This window comes from Methanosarcina sp., from assembly GCF_028693135.1.
GTDB lineage: Archaea > Halobacteriota > Methanosarcinia > Methanosarcinales > Methanosarcinaceae > Methanosarcina.
This window is the reverse complement of the sequence record NZ_JAQUVZ010000022.1, coordinates 38,677-57,027: the sequence shown is the minus strand read 5'-3', so window position 1 is coordinate 57,027 and position 18,351 is coordinate 38,677. Positions and strand designations below refer to the sequence as shown.

At 41.9% G+C, this 18,351-nt stretch carries 16 protein-coding genes; 7 read left to right on the top strand and 9 right to left on the bottom strand.

Going from position 1 to position 18,351, the window contains the following annotated elements; all coding sequences use genetic code 11:
• Positions 1–1,736: DUF3344 domain-containing protein (locus tag PHF18_RS11150; RefSeq protein WP_300102644.1), on the bottom strand; the 1,736-nt coding region annotated here is incomplete at its 3' end.
• Positions 1,737–2,644: 908 nt separating this feature from the next.
• Between PHF18_RS11150 and PHF18_RS11145 the strand changes: the two genes are divergently transcribed.
• The 3 genes from PHF18_RS11145 (at position 2,645) to hisE (ending at position 5,794) form a co-directional block, all read left to right on the top strand.
• Positions 2,645–3,469, top strand: coding sequence for a YkgJ family cysteine cluster protein (locus tag PHF18_RS11145; protein WP_300102641.1), 825 nt, complete (start codon positions 2,645–2,647; stop codon positions 3,467–3,469).
• Between the two features lie 653 nt (positions 3,470–4,122).
• Positions 4,123–5,409 carry a 3-isopropylmalate dehydratase large subunit gene (locus PHF18_RS11140; RefSeq protein ID WP_300102653.1) on the top strand — a complete coding sequence of 429 codons (1,287 nt, stop codon included), beginning with the start codon at positions 4,123–4,125 and terminating at the stop codon, positions 5,407–5,409.
• Between the two features lie 70 nt (positions 5,410–5,479).
• Positions 5,480–5,794 carry a phosphoribosyl-ATP diphosphatase gene (gene hisE, locus PHF18_RS11135; protein ID WP_300102637.1) on the top strand — a complete coding sequence of 105 codons (315 nt, stop codon included), beginning with the start codon at positions 5,480–5,482 and terminating at the stop codon, positions 5,792–5,794.
• Positions 5,795–5,992: 198 nt separating this feature from the next.
• Here hisE and PHF18_RS11130 read toward each other — a convergent pair whose 3' ends face one another.
• Complete coding sequence (locus PHF18_RS11130; protein WP_300102634.1) at positions 5,993–6,868, bottom strand: CBS domain-containing protein; 876 nt, start codon at positions 6,866–6,868, stop codon at positions 5,993–5,995.
• A gap of 634 nt (positions 6,869–7,502) precedes the next feature.
• On the opposite strand from PHF18_RS11130, the gene PHF18_RS11125 reads away from it, so the two are divergent.
• Entirely contained in the window at positions 7,503–8,516 is a 1,014-nt protein-coding gene (locus tag PHF18_RS11125) for an NOG1 family protein (protein WP_300102631.1), read from the top strand.
• Positions 8,517–8,655: 139 nt separating this feature from the next.
• Here PHF18_RS11125 and PHF18_RS11120 read toward each other — a convergent pair whose 3' ends face one another.
• From PHF18_RS11120 to PHF18_RS11090, 7 genes are all read right to left on the bottom strand, one after another.
• Positions 8,656–9,591, bottom strand: a complete 936-nt coding sequence (locus PHF18_RS11120; RefSeq protein ID WP_300102628.1) for a cytochrome c biogenesis CcdA family protein — start codon at positions 9,589–9,591, stop codon at positions 8,656–8,658.
• A 408-nt stretch (positions 9,592–9,999) separates the two neighbouring features.
• Positions 10,000–11,112: a pyridoxal phosphate-dependent aminotransferase gene (locus tag PHF18_RS11115; RefSeq protein WP_300102625.1), complete on the bottom strand. Its 1,113-nt coding sequence runs from the start codon at positions 11,110–11,112 to the stop codon at positions 10,000–10,002.
• 127 nt (positions 11,113–11,239) lie between these two features.
• Complete coding sequence (hxlB, locus tag PHF18_RS11110; RefSeq protein ID WP_300102622.1) at positions 11,240–11,962, bottom strand: 6-phospho-3-hexuloisomerase; 723 nt, start codon at positions 11,960–11,962, stop codon at positions 11,240–11,242.
• A gap of 649 nt (positions 11,963–12,611) precedes the next feature.
• Positions 12,612–13,124 carry a hypothetical protein gene (locus tag PHF18_RS11105; protein ID WP_300102619.1) on the bottom strand — a complete coding sequence of 171 codons (513 nt, stop codon included), beginning with the start codon at positions 13,122–13,124 and terminating at the stop codon, positions 12,612–12,614.
• A 14-nt stretch (positions 13,125–13,138) separates the two neighbouring features.
• Positions 13,139–13,498, bottom strand: a complete 360-nt coding sequence (locus PHF18_RS11100; RefSeq protein ID WP_300102616.1) for a DUF2073 domain-containing protein — start codon at positions 13,496–13,498, stop codon at positions 13,139–13,141.
• Between the two features lie 5 nt (positions 13,499–13,503).
• Complete coding sequence (locus PHF18_RS11095; RefSeq protein ID WP_300102613.1) at positions 13,504–14,145, bottom strand: Era-like GTP-binding protein; 642 nt, start codon at positions 14,143–14,145, stop codon at positions 13,504–13,506.
• 1,120 nt (positions 14,146–15,265) lie between these two features.
• Entirely contained in the window at positions 15,266–16,261 is a 996-nt protein-coding gene (locus PHF18_RS11090) for a phosphate uptake regulator PhoU (protein ID WP_300102651.1), read from the bottom strand.
• A gap of 301 nt (positions 16,262–16,562) precedes the next feature.
• Here PHF18_RS11090 and PHF18_RS11085 point away from each other — a divergent pair, with 301 nt between their 5' ends.
• From PHF18_RS11085 to PHF18_RS11075, 3 genes are read left to right on the top strand one after another with little or no spacing between them, the layout of a single operon-like run.
• A complete protein-coding gene (locus PHF18_RS11085; RefSeq protein ID WP_300102648.1) occupies positions 16,563–17,444 on the top strand; it encodes a shikimate kinase in 882 nt (293 codons plus the stop codon).
• Entirely contained in the window at positions 17,441–17,728 is a 288-nt protein-coding gene (locus PHF18_RS11080; protein WP_300102610.1) for a chorismate mutase, read from the top strand. The genes PHF18_RS11085 and PHF18_RS11080 overlap by 4 nt, the downstream gene beginning before the upstream one ends.
• A gap of 20 nt (positions 17,729–17,748) precedes the next feature.
• On the top strand, positions 17,749–18,147 hold the full coding sequence (locus PHF18_RS11075) for an AIR carboxylase family protein (protein ID WP_300102607.1): 399 nt from the start codon (positions 17,749–17,751) through the stop codon (positions 18,145–18,147).
• The last annotated feature ends 204 nt before the right edge of the window (positions 18,148–18,351 follow it).

Genomic DNA, 18,351 nt, shown 5'->3' with positions numbered 1-18,351 from the left:
CTTACCGCATCGCAGCCTTCATTAATCCAGTATTCGATTTCCTTTCCTGAGGCATCTTCATACACTACGAGCAGGGCTATCCCATCAACGCAGAAATTGTTTTGCAAATCGCTATTGGTGTTTGTGATTGTTGTGGTATAATTTCCGCTTCCGCTCACAAGCTTTGTTACATCATAAGCCCATGTCCCGGTTGGGTAATCATATGAACCCCAACCTTTCTGATCACTGTATTCAGCTTCTGGAGTAAGGGAACTGCCTTCGAACTCCAGGCTCATGGAAGGAATGACTCCAGTATTACCTGTTGCACTCCAGGTCCAGAAATTATAGAGCCTTGAAAACTTCACAGTTGCCCCTTCAGGAAGCTCCAGGGAGTGGCTTACTGTGCATGTACCACCGGAGGATATCTTAATGTAACTGCTGTTTCCATAGTCGTAAATAATGTTTCCTTTAACAGTGCCGTGGGTATAGGTTTCAAGGGGTTTGTCCCCAGCATAACCGTTATGCATAACCTCCTGGATTTTGCTCAGTTCATCATTTGTCGCATTCGTATCGCTTATAGTAGAGCCTGGAACGACAACTGCCTTGAGGGTATAATTCTTTACTTCTACAGGCTTCCAGGCAAATTCAACTGCTTCTGTAGCTCCATTTGCAAGTCCAGTAATCGGTTTACTTTCAAGTAGAGACTCATCGGAATAAAGTTCGAGGACAAAACTGCCTGCATCTTTCGGCCCATTGTTTATTACAGTAACATTTACGGTGTTGTCCAGGTTTTCCCAGGCTTTTGCTGCACTATTGTGCGAGACTTTTATTGCCTGTACACCAAGGTCAGCTGAGGATTTATCATCGGTAGTGTTGTCTGCAGATGTATCATCAGTGGTGTCATCCGAGGACGATGTAGTGTATTCTGCTGTCAGAATGCCAAGGACATTTTTATAGAACGAGCCCATTCTATCATAGGTCAAAGTATTCATGCCAGACGATTTTAAGGAATCCTTAACATCCCATGTATCGGACCCGGTAAAAGTTCCTTGAGGCGTGCCTGAAGTAATGGTATTTCCATTAAAAGTGTATGCTGCGTCTGCGCTTGCCTGGTATACAAGTGTAAGCTCTGCATCAGTCAGAGAAGAGTCTTCAGGTAAAGCCGCCTGAAAAACCGTACTTCCCACATAATTTTTACCCAGTTCATCGTCACTATAATAACTATCTGCATCATGTCCACGGTTGACCTGATACCAGATTGTTTTCTCACTGCCGTCATTGTAAGCCACAACAAGGGTGATCAGTCTTATCCTTCCATCGAATGAACTATCAAGAGGATCGGTTTTTACTACAGCTGTGTTTTCCCCGGATTTTACAAGGCTTGTGACATCATAATTCATCATGTAGTCACTTGTTACCCTGTTCACATGATCATTAACCTGAACATACCCGTTTCCTCCGTTGTAAGAATATGTAAATGGAACGTTCAGAGTTTCGGTTCCTAGGGTTTGTCCATTAAGATCTACTTTTGCGGTCCCTTGATAATTGTTTTGCATATGCCCACAGTAAACGGTTGTGAGCAGCGTTGCCCATTCGACCTCGGCATTATCTGGAATCGTAAATGTCTTTTCGATAGTATTGGACACTTTTGCTTGCTGGTCTTCCATTCCATAATAGCTGTCACAATATACCCCACCACTTACTGTTCCGCTGTGGACAGAGGTAAGAGGGATTCCGCCTACATAACTATCAGCCAAGCAGACACCACTGCTCAGAATCAGAGTTAACAATACCAAAATTATTTTTCTGTTCGTAAATTTTCCTCCTGTACTTAGGTTAGAGAAAAAATTCCTGAGTTCTGTGTACAATTATTTCCTGCCAGAGGGATAACAGGAATCAGGGATGTTGCCAGTAAAATCAGAATCAATAAATTGTCACTATTTTTAGTAAAAAATACCTCATGCACCTATTTTTTGGCAGATGGGGGATCAAACATGTTCCTGCCTCTGATAGGATTCATTTTGACATATATCCCTCAAGAATGTTTTCTCATAAATCTTCCCAGTGTATACTTAATATTTAACACAAATAAGCACATTATTCACAATTTATTAGATATATTAACCTTTCTAAATGACCCATAAGAGTACTTAGAACCAAATTAGTATGTTACTTTAGATCACAGTTCTACTGTGCACCTGCTTTACATATATCAAATTCTGCCGATTAGAACCTTTTTTTACCTTGAAGATTTTATCTTCGACCCATTACTTCAGGGAGAGTTCAAATAATAAAAAGCTCACTAATATTAATCTCATAATTTAATATTAAGTATTATTTTTTTATAGTAGAATAACATTTAATAACCATAAAATCATTCGATCTTAGCTCATAATGTCAAACAATAAAAAATAAATCATATTTAAAGGTCACATTCTATCGGAGGATATTCGGGATCGCAGAGCAAGAAAAAAGCAAAAATAATTTATATGTTTACGGTTCCATGCTCATAAATTCTTAGAATTTAACTACTTTAAGAAATATAGCCATTTGAGGGACGTAGAGCATGAAGATTCCTTTGCCATGTCTACTTCCCATACCCCTCTTTCTGCCATCAAGTAACCCCTGCGTTAGTTTGATGTACCTGCAAGACAGGAACCTGTATATGGAAGACCCCAGTTCAGGCAGTAAGCAAAAACCTGAAAAAACAAAGTATCAGCTTATTCTTATTGCCGCCCTCAAAAAAGAAATTGAAATGGCTCACAGGCTTGACCCTGAAAAGCTTGCATCCGAAATTGAAAAAACAGGTTTTTCCTGCCGGCTCTGCGGAAAGTGCTGCAAACGGGCTTTTGGGGACAACCGGGTAGTGTTGACTCCCCCGGAGATTGAGAAAATCCAGAAACATACAGGGCTTTCAAAACTTGAGGTTGCCGGTCCTCTTGTCCCTGAAGCCTGCCAGCCCGAAGAAACCGAAAACGAGGACGAAGACAGGGACAAAGAAGGTTCTTCCGTGCAACCAGAAATATCAGAACCAGATGAAAAAACGATCTTAGAATCCTCTCAGCTGTTTGAGCTCCCAAAGGAGGATATTGACTCCGAAGGCAATATCCATGCCTATGGCTGGATGCTCAGGCGGAAAAAAAATGGAGACTGCGTTTTCCTCGAAAAAGACACAAACCGGTGCAGGATTTATCCCGTGCGCCCGATGCTCTGCAGCACCTATCCTTTTTACATTGAAGGGCTTAAACTGTACACATGCGAATGTGAAGGGCTTGGGAACCACATCTCTGCGGAAGAGAGCCGAAAACTCGCAGAGACCCTGCTTTCCAGATATATCTCAGAACTTGAGGACACACTTGCCATGTACGAAAAATACGAAGATTTTGAAAGAGGGAAAGAAGATCCGGATATTGCAAGAGATAATCTGGAAAAGGACATGTGCACATATATAGTCCACGATAGCAGAGGAATTACAAAAATCATCGATTGAGGCACGGGATATCAGGATACCCTTGTGCCCCCTGATTAATTGTTTGATCTATTCCGGAATCCGGGAGGAGATTTTTCATTTTATCTCCCCGCACTGCTCGGAACTGAGCCAGCCTGCCAGCTAGAAAAAATGACCTTCAAACCAGTACCTCAATTAAAAGAAATAATATACTTAAAAAGTGTCCCCTGAGCTAAAAAAATACTTCCCTTAACCCCGAAAACCGATATTCAATTCACATGTAAATATAAACGCTCCCTCCAACTTTTCTGGCGGCCCGTCAAAAGAGAAGACAGATTTGGAGTAAAACCGTTTTTAAAAGTCTTAAAAAACTGTAAAAAGCAATAAATGGCTTTAAAAAGTAATAAAACACACTAAAAAGCCGTGTAGTGACCGGAACAACCCGGTATGGAGAATTACTATTACACTGGTCAGAAAAATTTGAAAATTGGTTCTCTCGAGCAAATTTCACTTCTAAAATCCATCAAGTAGTCCTCTTGAGCGCAGCGAAAAGGACCTCGTGCTCCCGAAGCGAAACTCGGGCGGCGAAACTCGGGCGGAAAAACGATGTTATTCCTGCCCTGAACCTTATTTCTTTTCTTAATCATCAATTAAATTTATTAATTAGAAAGCGCCAGTTATTCCCCATGACCGGAATGTCTGGTAGTGACAATCGCCCGATGACCGTTTCGGAGAAGATCTTTTCGAAGGCCTCCAGAACTCCCGTGAAAGCCGGGGATTTCGTACTGGCAAACATAGACCTGGCAATGACCCATGACATTACAGGTCCGTTGGCAGTCCAGGGTTTTTACGAAATCATGAGAGATGAGGAAGAAAAAAAAGTCTGGGATCCCAGCAAAATCGTAATCATATTTGATCATCAGGTCCCTGCAGATTCAATTAATGCCGCACAAAACCATATCATGCTCAGGAAGTTTGCGAAAGAGCAGGACATTTTAAATTATGATGTGTATGAAGGGGTCTGCCACCAGGTTCTGCCCGAAAAAGGGCATGTACTGCCCGGAGACCTGGTTGTTGGTTCTGACTCCCATACCTGTGCATACGGGTCTTTGGGGGCATTTTCTACAGGTATAGGGTCTACTGACATGGCAGCCGTTTTTGCCACAGGCAAACTCTGGTTCAGGGTTCCTGAAACCTTCCGTTTTGAAGTCGAAGGTAAACTGCCAAAGCACGTTTACTCCAAAGACCTTATCCTGCATCTTATAGGGGATGTCGGGGTAGAAGGTGCCAGGTATATGGCAGCTGAGTTTGCAGGTTCGACAATTCGCTCCCTCTCCATTCCCGAGCGCATGACAATGTCCAATATGGCAATCGAGATGGGAGGAAAGGCAGGAATCATTGAAGCCGATGAGGTTACCGAAGCATACCTTAAAGAGAGGGTTCCAGGCTACAAACTTGATCCTTACTGGAAGTCCGATGAAGACGCTAAATACGCGGATTTCAGGCATTATGATGTATCTGACCTTGAACCTCAGATAGCCTGCCCCCACAATGTCGATAACGTAAAGCCGGTAACTGAAGTTGAAGGCACGAAAATTGACCAGATCTTTATGGGCTCCTGCACGAACGGCAGGTTCGAAGACATTAAGATCATGGCAGATATCATGGGCGATGAACCTGTTGCAAAAGGCGTGCGTCTCCTTGTTGTGCCCGCTTCAAGGACAGAATACATGAAACTGTTAAAAGCCGGGTATATTGAAAAACTCATGAACGCCGGCGCAATCGTAGAATCCCCCTGCTGTGGACCATGCATGGGCGGCTCTTTCGGCCTTCTCGGCCCGGGAGAAGTTGGCCTTGCGACGTCCAACCGCAACTTCAAGGGCAGAGAAGGAAGTGCAGAGTCTTTTGTGTACCTTTCTTCCCCTGCAACAGCAGGAGCATCCGCCCTCACAGGAGAAATTACCGACCCCAGGAAGGTTTGAAAAACCCTCCTGTATTTTACTTCTTTTGAATTTTTCCATAACTTATAATAGATCTTAAACAGGTGTTAGAATGCCGGAGGCCGACTTATCCATTTTAAACAGGGTGTATGAGATCATCCTGGACCGAAAAGAGAACTATGACGAAAATTCATATGTCTGTAAACTTTTGAACCATCGCAAAGGCATGAATAAAATCCTTGAGAAAGTGGGCGAAGAATCCATTGAAACCATACTTGCAGTCAGGAACGAAGACCATAAAGAAATTGTCTCGGAGAGCTCGGACCTGATTTTCCATCTGCTGGTAATGCTTGCCGCAAACAACGTTACCCTTGATGAAATTGCAAGTGAGCTAAGTGCCAGGCACGAAGAAATGAAAAGAGACTGAATAAAGATATTTAAAACATGATAACGTATGAACAGAGACAAAATATAGAGTCGAAATAAGAGCTTAAAGTCAAAATAAGAGCTTAGAGTCAAAATAAGAGCTGAAGAAGCGAAGAAGAAATTTTAAAAGAGGCGGAGGGGTTTGAAGACCCAGGACTTCTGTCCTCCGGTCTGGCATGCCCTTAATAGAACTGCAGTTTCAATACACTGCAAGCTCATTTAGCACATCGGTTTTTGACAGGGTTCCTTTGGGAACTCCGTTGATTGTTACAATAAGCCTTCCCACATTATATTTATGGAAGAGTTTTACCACATCATAGAGCTGCATGTCTCCATCAACAGTTATCAGCTCTTTTGTCATTATATCCTTAACCTTTACATTGGGTTTTCCCTGGGAAATGGCATGTGCAATGTCAGTATAGGTAATTATCCCTACGATTTTCCCTTTGTCTTCCACAGGGGCTCCGTGTACGTTATTCCGAATAAAAAGCCTTGTTGCTTCCTGAATACTGGCATTAAAGTTCACAAGCAACGGAGGATACTTCATATAATGTTTGACATGTTTTTTAGGCAGGGATATCATTTCTGTAATGTTAAAAAGGATTGAGTTATTGGTATCGTCCCTTCCTGTAACTTCTCCACGGACTATGAGACGGTTTACGGGTGTTGGACCTACCTGAATCTTATCGTCCATTACAAAGTCCTTGATATTTCCTATCACCCTGATAACCCCGTTGCAGGCATCGGGATTCCGGACGGTCGTAAAGCTGATTTCTGCAGCTGTTGCCCCATTAACGATTACATTATTCCTGTAGAGAGGGACGACTGATTCGTTTTTCAACTGCTGGATGCGTAAAGAATCATATGCTGCCCCTGTTGGTTTATACCCTCCCTTTGGCCCAGGCACACCTTCAACCAGTCCAAGAGCCTTTAATAATTGCATCTGGTTACGGACTGTCCCAGGATTTCTCTGGATAACTTCAGCAATTTCTTCACCTTTAATTGCCCGGTCTTTTTGCCGCTGAAGGTTGATTAATGTAATTATAATATCTTTTTGAATCGGAGTGAGTTCCATACTACCACCATCAATTTCATATACCTTGCATCAGGATGAGGTATAATATCTATACATCAAGAATAGTGCATTATTTAATTTACCATAATTAATGATTATAAATTATTAATACAAATTACAATTACAAATATAAATAAAGTCCGGTTCAGGTAAAAAGTGCAGCTTGTTTCATGCCTTTATTTAAGTTATTCTAATAAATTATAATTAAAACTCCTGATAGAACCATATTATTTCGATTCTTTCATGTAATAGACAAAATCATGTAATAGACAAAAGTAAATTAAACAGTAATATTACAGTTATCAAATATCGCTCCAAATCAATCTTAAGAAAGCAAATAAGAATACTTCAAGCTTGTTAAGAATACCCCCAACTTAGATTAAAATTTTGTATGTTGCGGTATTTTAAGACCAGAGCTTAATTATTTTCCCGGCCAATTTTCCGGTATTGTAAGTTTTGGGCAGAAAAAACAGAACTGAAGCGGTTCAGAAAATCCGGACCAGAAAAGCAAAGAAAATCCGCTCAGGGACTTTTGCGAAACTTTTGCTTACGGACTTTAGATTTTTCGGTTAAACTTCTTCACTCAGAAAAACTATTATATAAATAAAAAGAGCCCCCAGAGGGTTAGAAAATTATGATCTTCGAGAAAATTCACACAGTTCCTACTTCAGATGAGTTAACTAATAAAGCTTTTAAACGGGCAGCAAGAGCTATGTCCGGGAAAACTATTGAGGGGAGGGACAGCCGGCTCAGAGCCAACGAGTCCATGGTACTGACTGCTGCAAACATTTTCACTGATAACCTTGCAAATATAGTCAGGCGTTTTCCAAGTTTTGAACAGTTGCCTACATTCTATTATGAATTGGCCGACGTCCTTGTAGGCATCGAAAAGCTCAAGATGTCTCTGGCATCCGTGGACTGGGCAAGCAGGAAGATCCATGAAGTTTCAAGAAGCTATGTTGGAAAAATCCGGGATGCCGATCTTCCCGAGCCTGTCCGAAAAGAAGCCTTCGGAAGGATTGCATCCATTGTCAAATCCATCAATAAGGACCTTCTCTTCCTGAATGAAGCCAGAAACATTCTCAGAAAACTCCCTGATGTCCATGACGAGCCAACGATTGTAATCGCTGGCTATCCCAATGTGGGGAAGTCAAGTTTTGTTTCAAAGATTACAGGTGCAACCCCTGAAATTGCTGCATATCCTTTCACAACAAAAGGAGTAGCCATAGGTCACTTCATACGGAACGACATCCGTTATCAGGTTATGGACACCCCGGGTCTCCTTGACCGCCCCATGGCTGAGAGAAACAATATTGAAAGGCAAGCAATTACCGCAATCCACTTCCTGGATGCAGTTGTAATGTTCATTATTGACCCGAGTGAGAGCTGCGGATATGAAATTGAGGACCAGAAACGCCTGCTTGCTGAAATTCGGGAAAACTTTGACCTTCCCCTGCTTGTGGTTGCTAACAAATCTGACAGGCCGGAGTTCAGGAATATGGATGAGGTCGAGCTGAACATATCTACAATTACCGGAGAAGGAATGGAAGAGGTAATGGAAAAGCTTCTGGAGATGATTGAAGAAAAGCGCCTTCAGTCTTTAGAAGAGGCATCTTCAGATGATCCTGATGAGGAATTAACTCTCTGATTCCTTATCTTACCTTTATTTAGTTTTAAGATATGTTTTAGCTAGAACTCTGTCCCATGCAGGATTTGTATCGGCTAGAATCTTATTTTAGCTAACATTTTATTTTAGAGAACCCTATTTTCAGATATTCTTCGGCTACTCAGAGTATCCTGAGCTGCATCAGCAGGGCAAGGATAAGAAGTATCAGCCCTGTTATCAACCTTATCTCCACTCTTCTTTTTTCTCTGAACTCCGTAACTTTTTTAGGGCTAAGCCCGAAAGCCAGCAAAAGGCCAAGGCACATTGCAGGCAGTAGAAGTCCAAAGTTGTATATTCCCAGGTATGCTATTCCTCTTACAAGATCGGTTTTTATTGCCAGCATACTCAGGATAGAGAGATAGATCGCTCCGATACAGGGGGCTTTGACAAGGGAAAACATGCTTCCTGCAAGGAAGGACAGAAGCAGGAGGTTTTTTTCGCCCATCCTTCTCATAAAGTCCTTCAGGGATTCCGGAGTCCTGAAAGTCGATTTTGCGTGTGTTCTCAGCAAGTAGGCATCATAAATGTGCCAGAGACCCAGCAGGGCAGTCAGCAGGATTGTAATTGATGTAAAATAACTCCGGACTTCAGGCAGGAAACTGACAGTACTCAAAATGCTTATCCCTGCAAACATATACATGGTGAAAATTCCTGCAGAAAAGCCCAGGGTGATTTTGAGCATCTCTTTTCTTCCCCCCTGCTGGGCAAGGGTGGCAGAAGCCAGGAAAGCCATTACTGCAAGCAGGCAGGGATTAAAACCGGCAAGGATGCCTGCAACCAGGATTAAGAAGGGGCTTATTTTCCCCAGGTTTTTATTTTTGCCTTCTCTGCTTCCTGTGAGAAGATCTGAGGATTCCGGGGTGAAAAGCAAAGCCGGTGTTTCGAGGGTTTCCAGCAGAAGAACTTCGATTGTGTTTACACTTCCATAAAAATAGCCATTTGATCTGTTTGCATCTGATATGGCCGAACCGGAAACAGGGCTCAGCAACAAAAAAATAGATATGAACACAAGAGCTCCTTTAGTTACAGGCAGCAGGCACACAGATCGCTTTTTCATACTCCACTTCCGAAACTATTTTTTTGACCATAGCCAGAAATTCCCCTTATCGGTGACACATATTTTTAGATACAGACAGTTTTCAGAGAATTTTTAGATACAGACAGTTTTCAGAGAATAACTTCAATGAACAGAACTGTATTTGGAAATCTCACAGGTTAAAAAAAGGCTCGTTGCAACATAATATGATTAGCAGGCAGCGGAACATTTACAAAAAGCCCTTTTCATTATATCAAGTATCTGGATGCCTCAATATAAATATTCCCAAAGTTGACGGTGTTTTCCAGGAAGAGGGAAACTAAATAAGATTTGGATTTTGTAAAGAGAAGGAAAAGGTAGACAACAGAAAAGTAGCTGGAAAAAAGGAAGAGAAAAGAGAAAGGAAAATATCTTTCTCTTCAAAATGTCTTAGAGCACTTTTTCCATAATGCTCAGGGATTTTTCAATATCTTTCATTGAAGCTGCATAGGAAATCCTTATGTAGCCATCACCCTCGCTTCCGAAGGCTGTTCCCGGGACAACGACAACGCCATTTGAGATCAGCTTTGAGGCGACCTCTGCGGAGTCTGAAACTTTCGGGAAAGCGTAGAAAGCCCCTTTAGGAAGAGCACACTCCATCCCCAGGTCGTTGAGACCTTTTACAAGCACGTCCCTGCGTTTCCGGAACTCTTCACGCATGACATTGACAGAGTCTTTTGGTCCGGTCACTGCGGCGTAGGCAGCCTTCTGGGCAACTGAGTTTGCACACGCCTGTATATACTGGTGCACTTTGAGCATCTGGGCTATGTACTCTTTTCTGCCTGCAAGGTACCCGAGCCTCCAGCCTGTCATTGCATAGCTTTTTGAGGTCGCGTTTACAGTGACCACATTATCCGAATAGCTGGCAGGGCTTACGTGTTCGCCTTCATAGATGAAGTACTCGTAGACCTCGTCAGAAATTATGGTTATGTTGTTATCGTCTGCAATTTCGGCAAGAGCTTTGATATCTGCCTTGCTTGAGACAGCGCCGGTGGGATTGGACGGGGAATTGAGGATAATGGCTTTTGTCTTAGGGGTAATTCTCTCAAGCACGGATTCCGGCTTCATAGTAAGGTCTTCTGCAAGGGGGACACTTACCACCTTTCCATTCAGGATCTCAGCCAGGGCATTGTAGGACACAAATCCGGGATTTGAGATCAGGACCTCGTCTCCCGTATTGAGGAGGGCTGCAAGGGCAATGGTAAGGGCTTCAGATGCCCCTGAAGTTACAATTATTTCCTGAGGAGAGACTGAAAACCCATTTTCCTCCTGAAATTTGTGGCTAAGGGCTTCCCTCAGTTCAGGGATTCCGGAACCTACGGTATAGCCTGTAAAACCTTCATTTATGGCTTTGATTGCTGCGGCTTTTATGTGTTCAGGAGTATCGAAGTCAGGCTGCCCGAGCCCGAGGTTAATGGCATTTGAGCCTGCAGCTTCGAAAATCTTTCTGATTCCGGATGTATCTATCCTGGATACGTTTTCTGAAAACTTAATTTCCTTCAAATTGAGCCCTCCTTATATCCCTGAAATTATATCATTTAAAATCCCTGTTTTTTCTTAAGTTACCCACTATTCCGGTTCCCGGTTATTTTAACGATTATTTTAAAGCCATTATTCAATACTCATTCCATTATTCGATATTTGTGTGCATGGACTTAAGTGCTGCTTCCGAAGCACCTGTAAGCGTCATCAGCTGAGCAATTACCGAGTCAAGGAAAACAAGTGAGGTGATTTCGAAAGAAGTGCCCAGCGGAGGTAATTTTTTGTAATCTTCCCGCATATTTTTTTCAAGAAAGGTGCTTGCATCCGGATCATTTTTGGTCCTGCTCGGAAGAACCAGGACTATATCCGAAATTCTGCCAAGTGTGGACTCCTTTTTGGAAGTGACAGTTATAAGGGTTGAGCCGATATCCTTTACTATTTTTCCCAGGTCTGCTATAGAACGGGTTTCTCCAGACCCCGAAATAGCAATCACGACATCCTGTTTATGGACAGCAGGGGTCGTGGTCTCTCCTACAACGTACGTAGTGAACCCGAGATGCATCAGCCTCATTGCAAAAGCTTTGGCAACAAGCCCAGACCGCCCTGCCCCCATTAAAAAGATCCTGTCCCCTTCCATGATCTTCTGAAGCATTCGATTTATAGCTTCGCAGTCAAGTAGCTTAATCACTCCAGTGATGTTTTTCACGATAAATTCCATTGAGGAGATTACATCTTCGCAGCCATTTAATTCCATTGAGGAAATTACATCTTCGCCGTCTCTTAATTCCGTTGAGGAGATTACACCTTCGTAATCTTTTACCTGATCTTTTTTCATATAAGTTCTCCAAAAAGTATTGAGTTGAGTTCTCAACAAATTGATAATAATATGATAATAAAGATAATATGATAATAATTGCTTAGAATGATTCAAATATAATATCCAGAATTTTTGATACTATGAATGATTATTTGGGGAACTGGAATTATAGAGCAATTCCCGAACTGAAAATTTGAAGTTATATTTTCATATAAACCTCAGCAGGAAACCCCCGAATCTTTACAGGCTGTCCGACAATTACTTTCAGTAATAACTGAATTAAATGAATTCCTTTGTTTTCGACTTAAAGGCGTTAGGTGCCTTATTTTGCACATGTTTTTGCCCTGAAATTGAATTGCTGGACAGCCCCTTTATCTCAGGGGTAATTGACCATTCCTTAACTATTTATTTACTTAAATCTACCGGATAACTGATAATAATCTCAAAACACAGGCGGAGGTCCTGAGACGAGTTATTATATAAAACTTGTTGCATAAAACTTGTTGGATAAAACTTATAGTATAAAACGTGTTGGATAATATTAATTGTATAATACTTACCGTATTATTGGATAATATTTACTGTAATACTGAAATTTTAAGGCCTGAAATCCTTCCAAAATAACCTTTTTTTAAACGTATTGGTAAGGATTTCAGGAGGAATTTCTGGAAGCTTCTTTTCATCCCACTGCTGCACCGGAACTCTATCGGCTTGTTTGCGGCTCATTCTTATAATTAATAGTTTTTAATTCCCAGTTGTCAATATTGTTTCTGAATTCCTGGTAGAGCCGCTGGATAGCGCAGTCACTCCCGTTCCAGTAGAAGTCCTTACGTACATCTCCTTTATGGAGTTCTTCAAGTACGAACCTGGATAGATGAAATAGGGCTTTTTTGTTGGAAAACGGAATACTATAATTTACACGATAACCGCCGGCTGTTTTACCATAGGAAACCAGTATGTACCCTTTGCTTTCATACTCCGTGATTTCATCAAATTCACAGATGATCTCAAACTCGTGAACAGTAGACGAGTCTACCTTTGAGATTCCTATGAGTACCTGCGCTATGATATACTCAGGAACCTTCCGTCCGAACCATACTGCAATTTTCCCGTAGGTGCAGACTACGTTAACGTCGTTCCTGCCCATCTCAAAGGAGCCTAGGGACTGGGGAGGGGATATTTTTGCTTCCAGGTCTTGGGTCTTCTGAGCACACATTGTTTCCACTTCGTTTACTTACTTGCAGAGACAAGTGCACTGATCAAATTCCTGTCCTTTTTAAGAGTTTTGAGCTGATTTGCGGGCCCTATGACCGTAAGTCTCTTGTTACTCTGTTTTTTGAATAACTTACCCAGCAAGGAACCGTCTGTGTTTGCAGGGTAACTTTGCATCTCAATTCCTGAAAACACATCCGGCTGAATTGCTGACATTGTCATCTCAATGAGTTTTGCTTCCTCCATAGGGTTGAGACCCTTTTCAAGCACAAGGATTTTGCCTTTCCGCACCTCATCGATTATGTATCGGACTTTTTCCATAGAAGCCATCTGAGAAATCCTGGCTTCGGATATCAGATCAAGTTGGATTCCCTGCATTTTGATCACCCGAACTGTTTGGCCAGAGCTTCGTAGAATGAGTCCATTCCCACTCCTTCAAGCGCCGAGACAGGTACCATAGGGTGTTGAGGAAATGCTTCCTTTATGACCCCAGGATCGGCGTCAGGAAGGTCTACTTTGTTTGCCACAATAAGAAGCGGCAGGTTCCTGGCTTCCATGTTCCCTATAACAGTTACGTTAACCTGAGTATAAGGATTTTCGGTGGAATCCATTACCAATATGACCCCGTCAAGGTCATCCAACCATTTGACAGCTTCAATTACACCTTCTGTCGCTTCTTTGGACCTTTTCTTTGATTCAGAGTCACTCATCCCCTGTTCCATAAAGTCATGGAAATCGATCTTTGTTGCAAGCCCGGGAGTGTCCACAATATCAAGGCTGATGGTATGCCCGTTAGTTTCGATAGTGACTGCGTTTCTTCTTTTTGCATGCCTGGTTTCGTGGGCGATATGTGAAACCGAGCCCATGGTTTCCTCGCCTCCGACCCAGTCCCTGAGGATGCGGTTGCTAAGGGTTGTCTTGCCGGCATTGGGGGGGCCGTAGATACCAATGCATGCTCCTTTTTTCTTGAACAATTTATTAAACACTTTTGAAAAGCTTACCTTAAATCGTTTTATCATATTCATGACTTCCCTCCATTGGGAAAAGCATAACACCAAAGGATTTCTCGGATTGCTTTCCTTTATGGGTCTACTGGTGTTTTCGTGACCTTTTCATTTAAGTGATCCATGCATATAAATAATTTCCATTTGTTAAGCTGCGGAAACCAGAGAAACTGGAGATACTGACATCTCTTTTCCGATATATCTGGAATAAATAGCAAACCTTGCATTCTTTCTATGTGAAAAATAGAAAGTGCCTCCGTGAAATAACACCAGAATATAAATAAATTACTTATTATCGCCTGATTTCCGGATAGATTTAACAAAAAACTTATTTATAATGAAAATTTTCAGCCCATATGTAACTCTTTTCATTTTCTACTAAATTTTTATGTTTGTACTGATGTTCTGTACTTTCCTTTATATTTTTTCCTATTTTTATTCATCAGACTTTAAAAATATAAATGATTTTTATCTTAGGAAGTATTTCGCAGCCTGTTACTTCTTTTATTTTCATCCTGCCTCTTTTGCCACCGTGTTTCGAAAAACCTGAGGTGCTGAATCTCAGGCCCTTAACTTAACTCACAGCATCATATATTAACTGCTATTTTTGTTACTCTGCACATTTTCCGTATAACCCTGAAACTACTTCATGTAAAGTCACTTCATGTGTCTACCTCAGGTAAAGTCACTACAGGTATCCCGGAATTAAGTCTTGAGGCATTTCGGAGATGTGGGGGCATTAAAAGGAGAGTGTTTGCCCTGGTTTCAAGGATGTAAATATGTATTTACACAGTTTATTTAATTAGAAATATTTTGTTAAAAAAATCGTTTAGGACTCGTTACGAAATAACCTAGGTAACGCACAATTATTTTGGAAGTTAATCGAGTGGCTTGCTTGTGAAAATGGGCGAGTACAGTCTAAAAAGTTGCCTCTGTTATTTTGCGGTGGGTCCTTAGTCACATGATATTGAAAAAATGGACATTTACTTGTCCCTCAGAGTAAAAGAGAAATGTTTATCATTAAAAAGTAAAATCAATTTATTTTCCATTTATGACGTTATTTTTTCCATCTTACAGGTTTTTATTAAAAATGGTTTATCAGAAACGACCTGATTTTCCCGCAGAATATTCATTTATTCCTTCATTTATCTTTAATCGCAGAATTTATGGCTATTTCGGCTATGTTAGAACCAAGGTCTCCTATTCTTAAGAGGCTGTCTACGATCGTGCCCAGAGAGATCATGATTTCATGAGACTCAAGTTTGAGAATAGATGCGTGCAGTTCTGTTACACGTAAGCGTATACCGTCTATATTGTCTATTGCCTGGTTCGCAAGAGAGGTATCAGCACTATAAAGGGAATCTACTGCCTGCTTAACAAGTTCCATGTAGGTGTTGTTGAGGTCCTCTATTACATCCATCACGTCTTCCCTTATTGGCTCCTTTATTTTGGAGGCAACATTTGCAATCCTCTGTGAATGATCTGCTATTCTTTCTAGAGGGGTTGCTGCCATTCTAAAATCATGATATTCCTCAATACTTGTTTCCGAGGAGTCGGGCATTTTTCCTCCGCAGAGAACAGAACGGAACTGTTTGGAAATCAGGAGAAACAACCTGTCGACCTCGTCATCCCTCTGGCTTACATCAAGAGCAAGGTCGTGATCAACGGTTTTGAGGGCACGGATGGCATCTTTTTGCATGGAGCCTGTAATCAGGAACATCCTGTGTAGACCCTTTTTTATATGGAGTTCATTGGGGTTAAGAAGATCCTGCATGACCACGCAGTTTGAGCTTTCCTCAATGATTTCAGGGCCTATGAGCTTATAACAGACCTTCCGAATGACCTGTTTCTGTTCGGCAAGTATCCTTTTTGAGGAAAACTCCATCCTGTCATAACCATAGAGGTATGCAGCAATGATATCCCTTTCCAGAGCTTTTGCCTCATAGCCTGTCACATCGATCTTTTTCGTTTTTATCGTGCGCCCTTCCAGAATAGGGTCAATTAACAGTTTTCCGTCTGGCTGAGCCTGAATAGATACTCTCATCCCTGTTTTGATTCCTACTTTTTCGGCCCACTGTTTAGGGAGAGAAATAATATAAGTGGATCCGCCTGTCTGCTGTACTTTTCTGGTTTCTATGTGGATTCCCCCATTTTCGATTGCTCAGGCCAGGCCTGGAAGTTAGATAATGCTCGCTCCATATTTATAGGAATAAGCGTAAAACCCATGAAATCTTTAGCTTAGCGGTAGTTCACAGTATTTATTAGTATTTATTAGTGTTTAGATAAAGACGCAGTATATACAATTTGGCATTACTATTTATATTCTGAGGTATCTTCCTTTTTGGCGGATAAAATCCTGAACCCTGTATTTAAATCTACCTCACTCTTTGCCCTGAAGGGAGGTAAAAAATATTAAAGATCAGAGCATTCTGAACATGATGACACTTGAAGGGCGCGCCTGCTCTTTCGGGGCTGGAACCATAATAAACGCCATAGCTACATGGAAAGGTGCAGCATTCGGGATAGATTTAAAAACCTTTGCAAAGGTGGAACTCTTTGAGGGTAAAGCGGGCATTTCGGGCTCAATAGAGGAGATGCCTGAAGGAGACACTCGCCTTATAGAGCACTGCGTAGAACTCGTCCTTGAGCGATTCGGGCTTGAACTAGGAGGTACGATAAGGACCGGAAGTGAAATCCCTCTTGCAGGAGGGCTCAAGAGCAGCAGTGCTGCAGCAAACGCTTCAGTCCTTGCCACCCTCCGTGCAGTTGGCGAGACTCTGCCCCCCCTTGAGATCGTAAAACTGGGTGTAAGGGCTGCAAAAGAAGTGGGAGTTACGGTAACAGGAGCTTTTGACGATGCATGTGCCTCCTTTTTAGGAGGGATTGTTGTCACCGACAACCGAAAAATGGAACTTATCAGGCGCGAAGAAGCCGATTCAAAAGTCCTGATATTTGCCCCTGCAAAAAAAGCTTTCAGTGCGGACACAAATGTGAAACGTTCCCAACTGATTGCACCATATGTGGAAATGGCATACGGGCTTGCCCTTGAAGGTGAATACGAACGTGCAATGACACTTAATGGCTTTCTCTACTGCGGAGCCCTTGGTTTTGATACGGAACACATGCTCAGGGCTCTGGAATGCGGAGTAAAAGGAGTCAGCCTTTCCGGAACTGGCCCTTCCTACGCGGCACTGGTGAAGGCAGAGCAGGTAAAAGAGCTTAAATCTGCCTGGGAAAGCTGCGGTATGGAAGGAAAGGTCATAGAGACCAGTATAAATAACAGAGATGCGATATCCTTTTACAGGGAGGGGTCCTTTTGAGTGAACTTGAAGCTGTCCGCAAAGAAATCGAAGAGATTGACAGGGAAATCCTTTCCCTTATTGATAGAAGAGTTAAACTTGCTGAGAAAGTGCTTGAATCAAAAAAAATAAATGGAACTTCCATAAATGACCGTAAGCAAAACGAGGTTGTAATTAACAGGGCATTAAACACTGCAACCGAGCTGAACCTTGATGTAGGATCAGTAAAGGATATTTATGAAATTCTTATCAGGATGAGTATCGAACGCCAGAAAGAATTAAGTGGAAAGGGAAGCATGCCCTAACTGCCCTCAAAGGAGAACAAATGGTAGACATCTCACTGATTATGGGCTCTGAGTCCGACAGATCAATCGCCAACCGCGCGGTTTCTGTACTTGAAAAAAGCAAATACACTTACGAAGTAATGGTTATTTCTGCCCACAGAAACCCTGATGAGCTTGATAGCTATATTTCAGGTACAGACGCAAAAGTTTTCATCGCAATAGCAGGCCTATCGGCAGCTCTCCCCGGAGTTGTGGCTTCCAGGACAAAAAAACCTGTAATAGGTGTACCTGTAAGCGCAAAACTCGGTGGGCTTGATGCCCTTCTCTCCATAGCCCAGATGCCCCCTGGAGTGCCTGTAGGGAGTGTAGGGATTGACAATGGAGCAAACGGTGCATACCTTGCCCTGAGAATTCTGGATTTAATCGAAACCCCTCAATAATTTCAAGAACCCTGGTTTTAACTTGTCCACTTCAGGAATTTAATTCCTGAAACTTCTTTTTTAATATATTTCCATATATTATCATAGTTTTGTTATTTCACTTCTACAGAACCGCTACTTTTGAGTAAAAACAAACACGAAATTCTTCAAAATACTCTATTAAGAAAAGACCGTTAGTAAGAAAAGATCGCATATGAATAGAAA

Bases quoted from the DNA above. Each gene is read 5' to 3' on its own strand.
- PHF18_RS11105 (WP_300102619.1), bottom strand. From the start codon at position 13,124: ATGTGTGCTCAGAAGACCCAAGACCTGGAAGCAAAAATATCCCCTCCC.
- PHF18_RS11095 (WP_300102613.1), bottom strand. From the start codon at position 14,145: ATGAATATGATAAAACGATTTAAGGTAAGCTTTTCAAAAGTGTTTAAT.
- PHF18_RS11075 (WP_300102607.1), top strand. From the start codon at position 17,749: ATGGTAGACATCTCACTGATTATGGGCTCTGAGTCCGACAGATCAATC.
- PHF18_RS11125 (WP_300102631.1), top strand. From the start codon at position 7,503: ATGATCTTCGAGAAAATTCACACAGTTCCTACTTCAGATGAGTTAACT.
- PHF18_RS11100 (WP_300102616.1), bottom strand. From the start codon at position 13,498: ATGCAGGGAATCCAACTTGATCTGATATCCGAAGCCAGGATTTCTCAG.
- PHF18_RS11130 (WP_300102634.1), bottom strand. From the start codon at position 6,868: ATGGAACTCACTCCGATTCAAAAAGATATTATAATTACATTAATCAAC.
- hisE (WP_300102637.1), top strand. From the start codon at position 5,480: ATGCCGGAGGCCGACTTATCCATTTTAAACAGGGTGTATGAGATCATC.
- PHF18_RS11145 (WP_300102641.1), top strand. From the start codon at position 2,645: ATGGAAGACCCCAGTTCAGGCAGTAAGCAAAAACCTGAAAAAACAAAG.
- PHF18_RS11120 (WP_300102628.1), bottom strand. From the start codon at position 9,591: ATGAAAAAGCGATCTGTGTGCCTGCTGCCTGTAACTAAAGGAGCTCTT.
- PHF18_RS11085 (WP_300102648.1), top strand. From the start codon at position 16,563: ATGACACTTGAAGGGCGCGCCTGCTCTTTCGGGGCTGGAACCATAATA.
- PHF18_RS11140 (WP_300102653.1), top strand. From the start codon at position 4,123: ATGTCTGGTAGTGACAATCGCCCGATGACCGTTTCGGAGAAGATCTTT.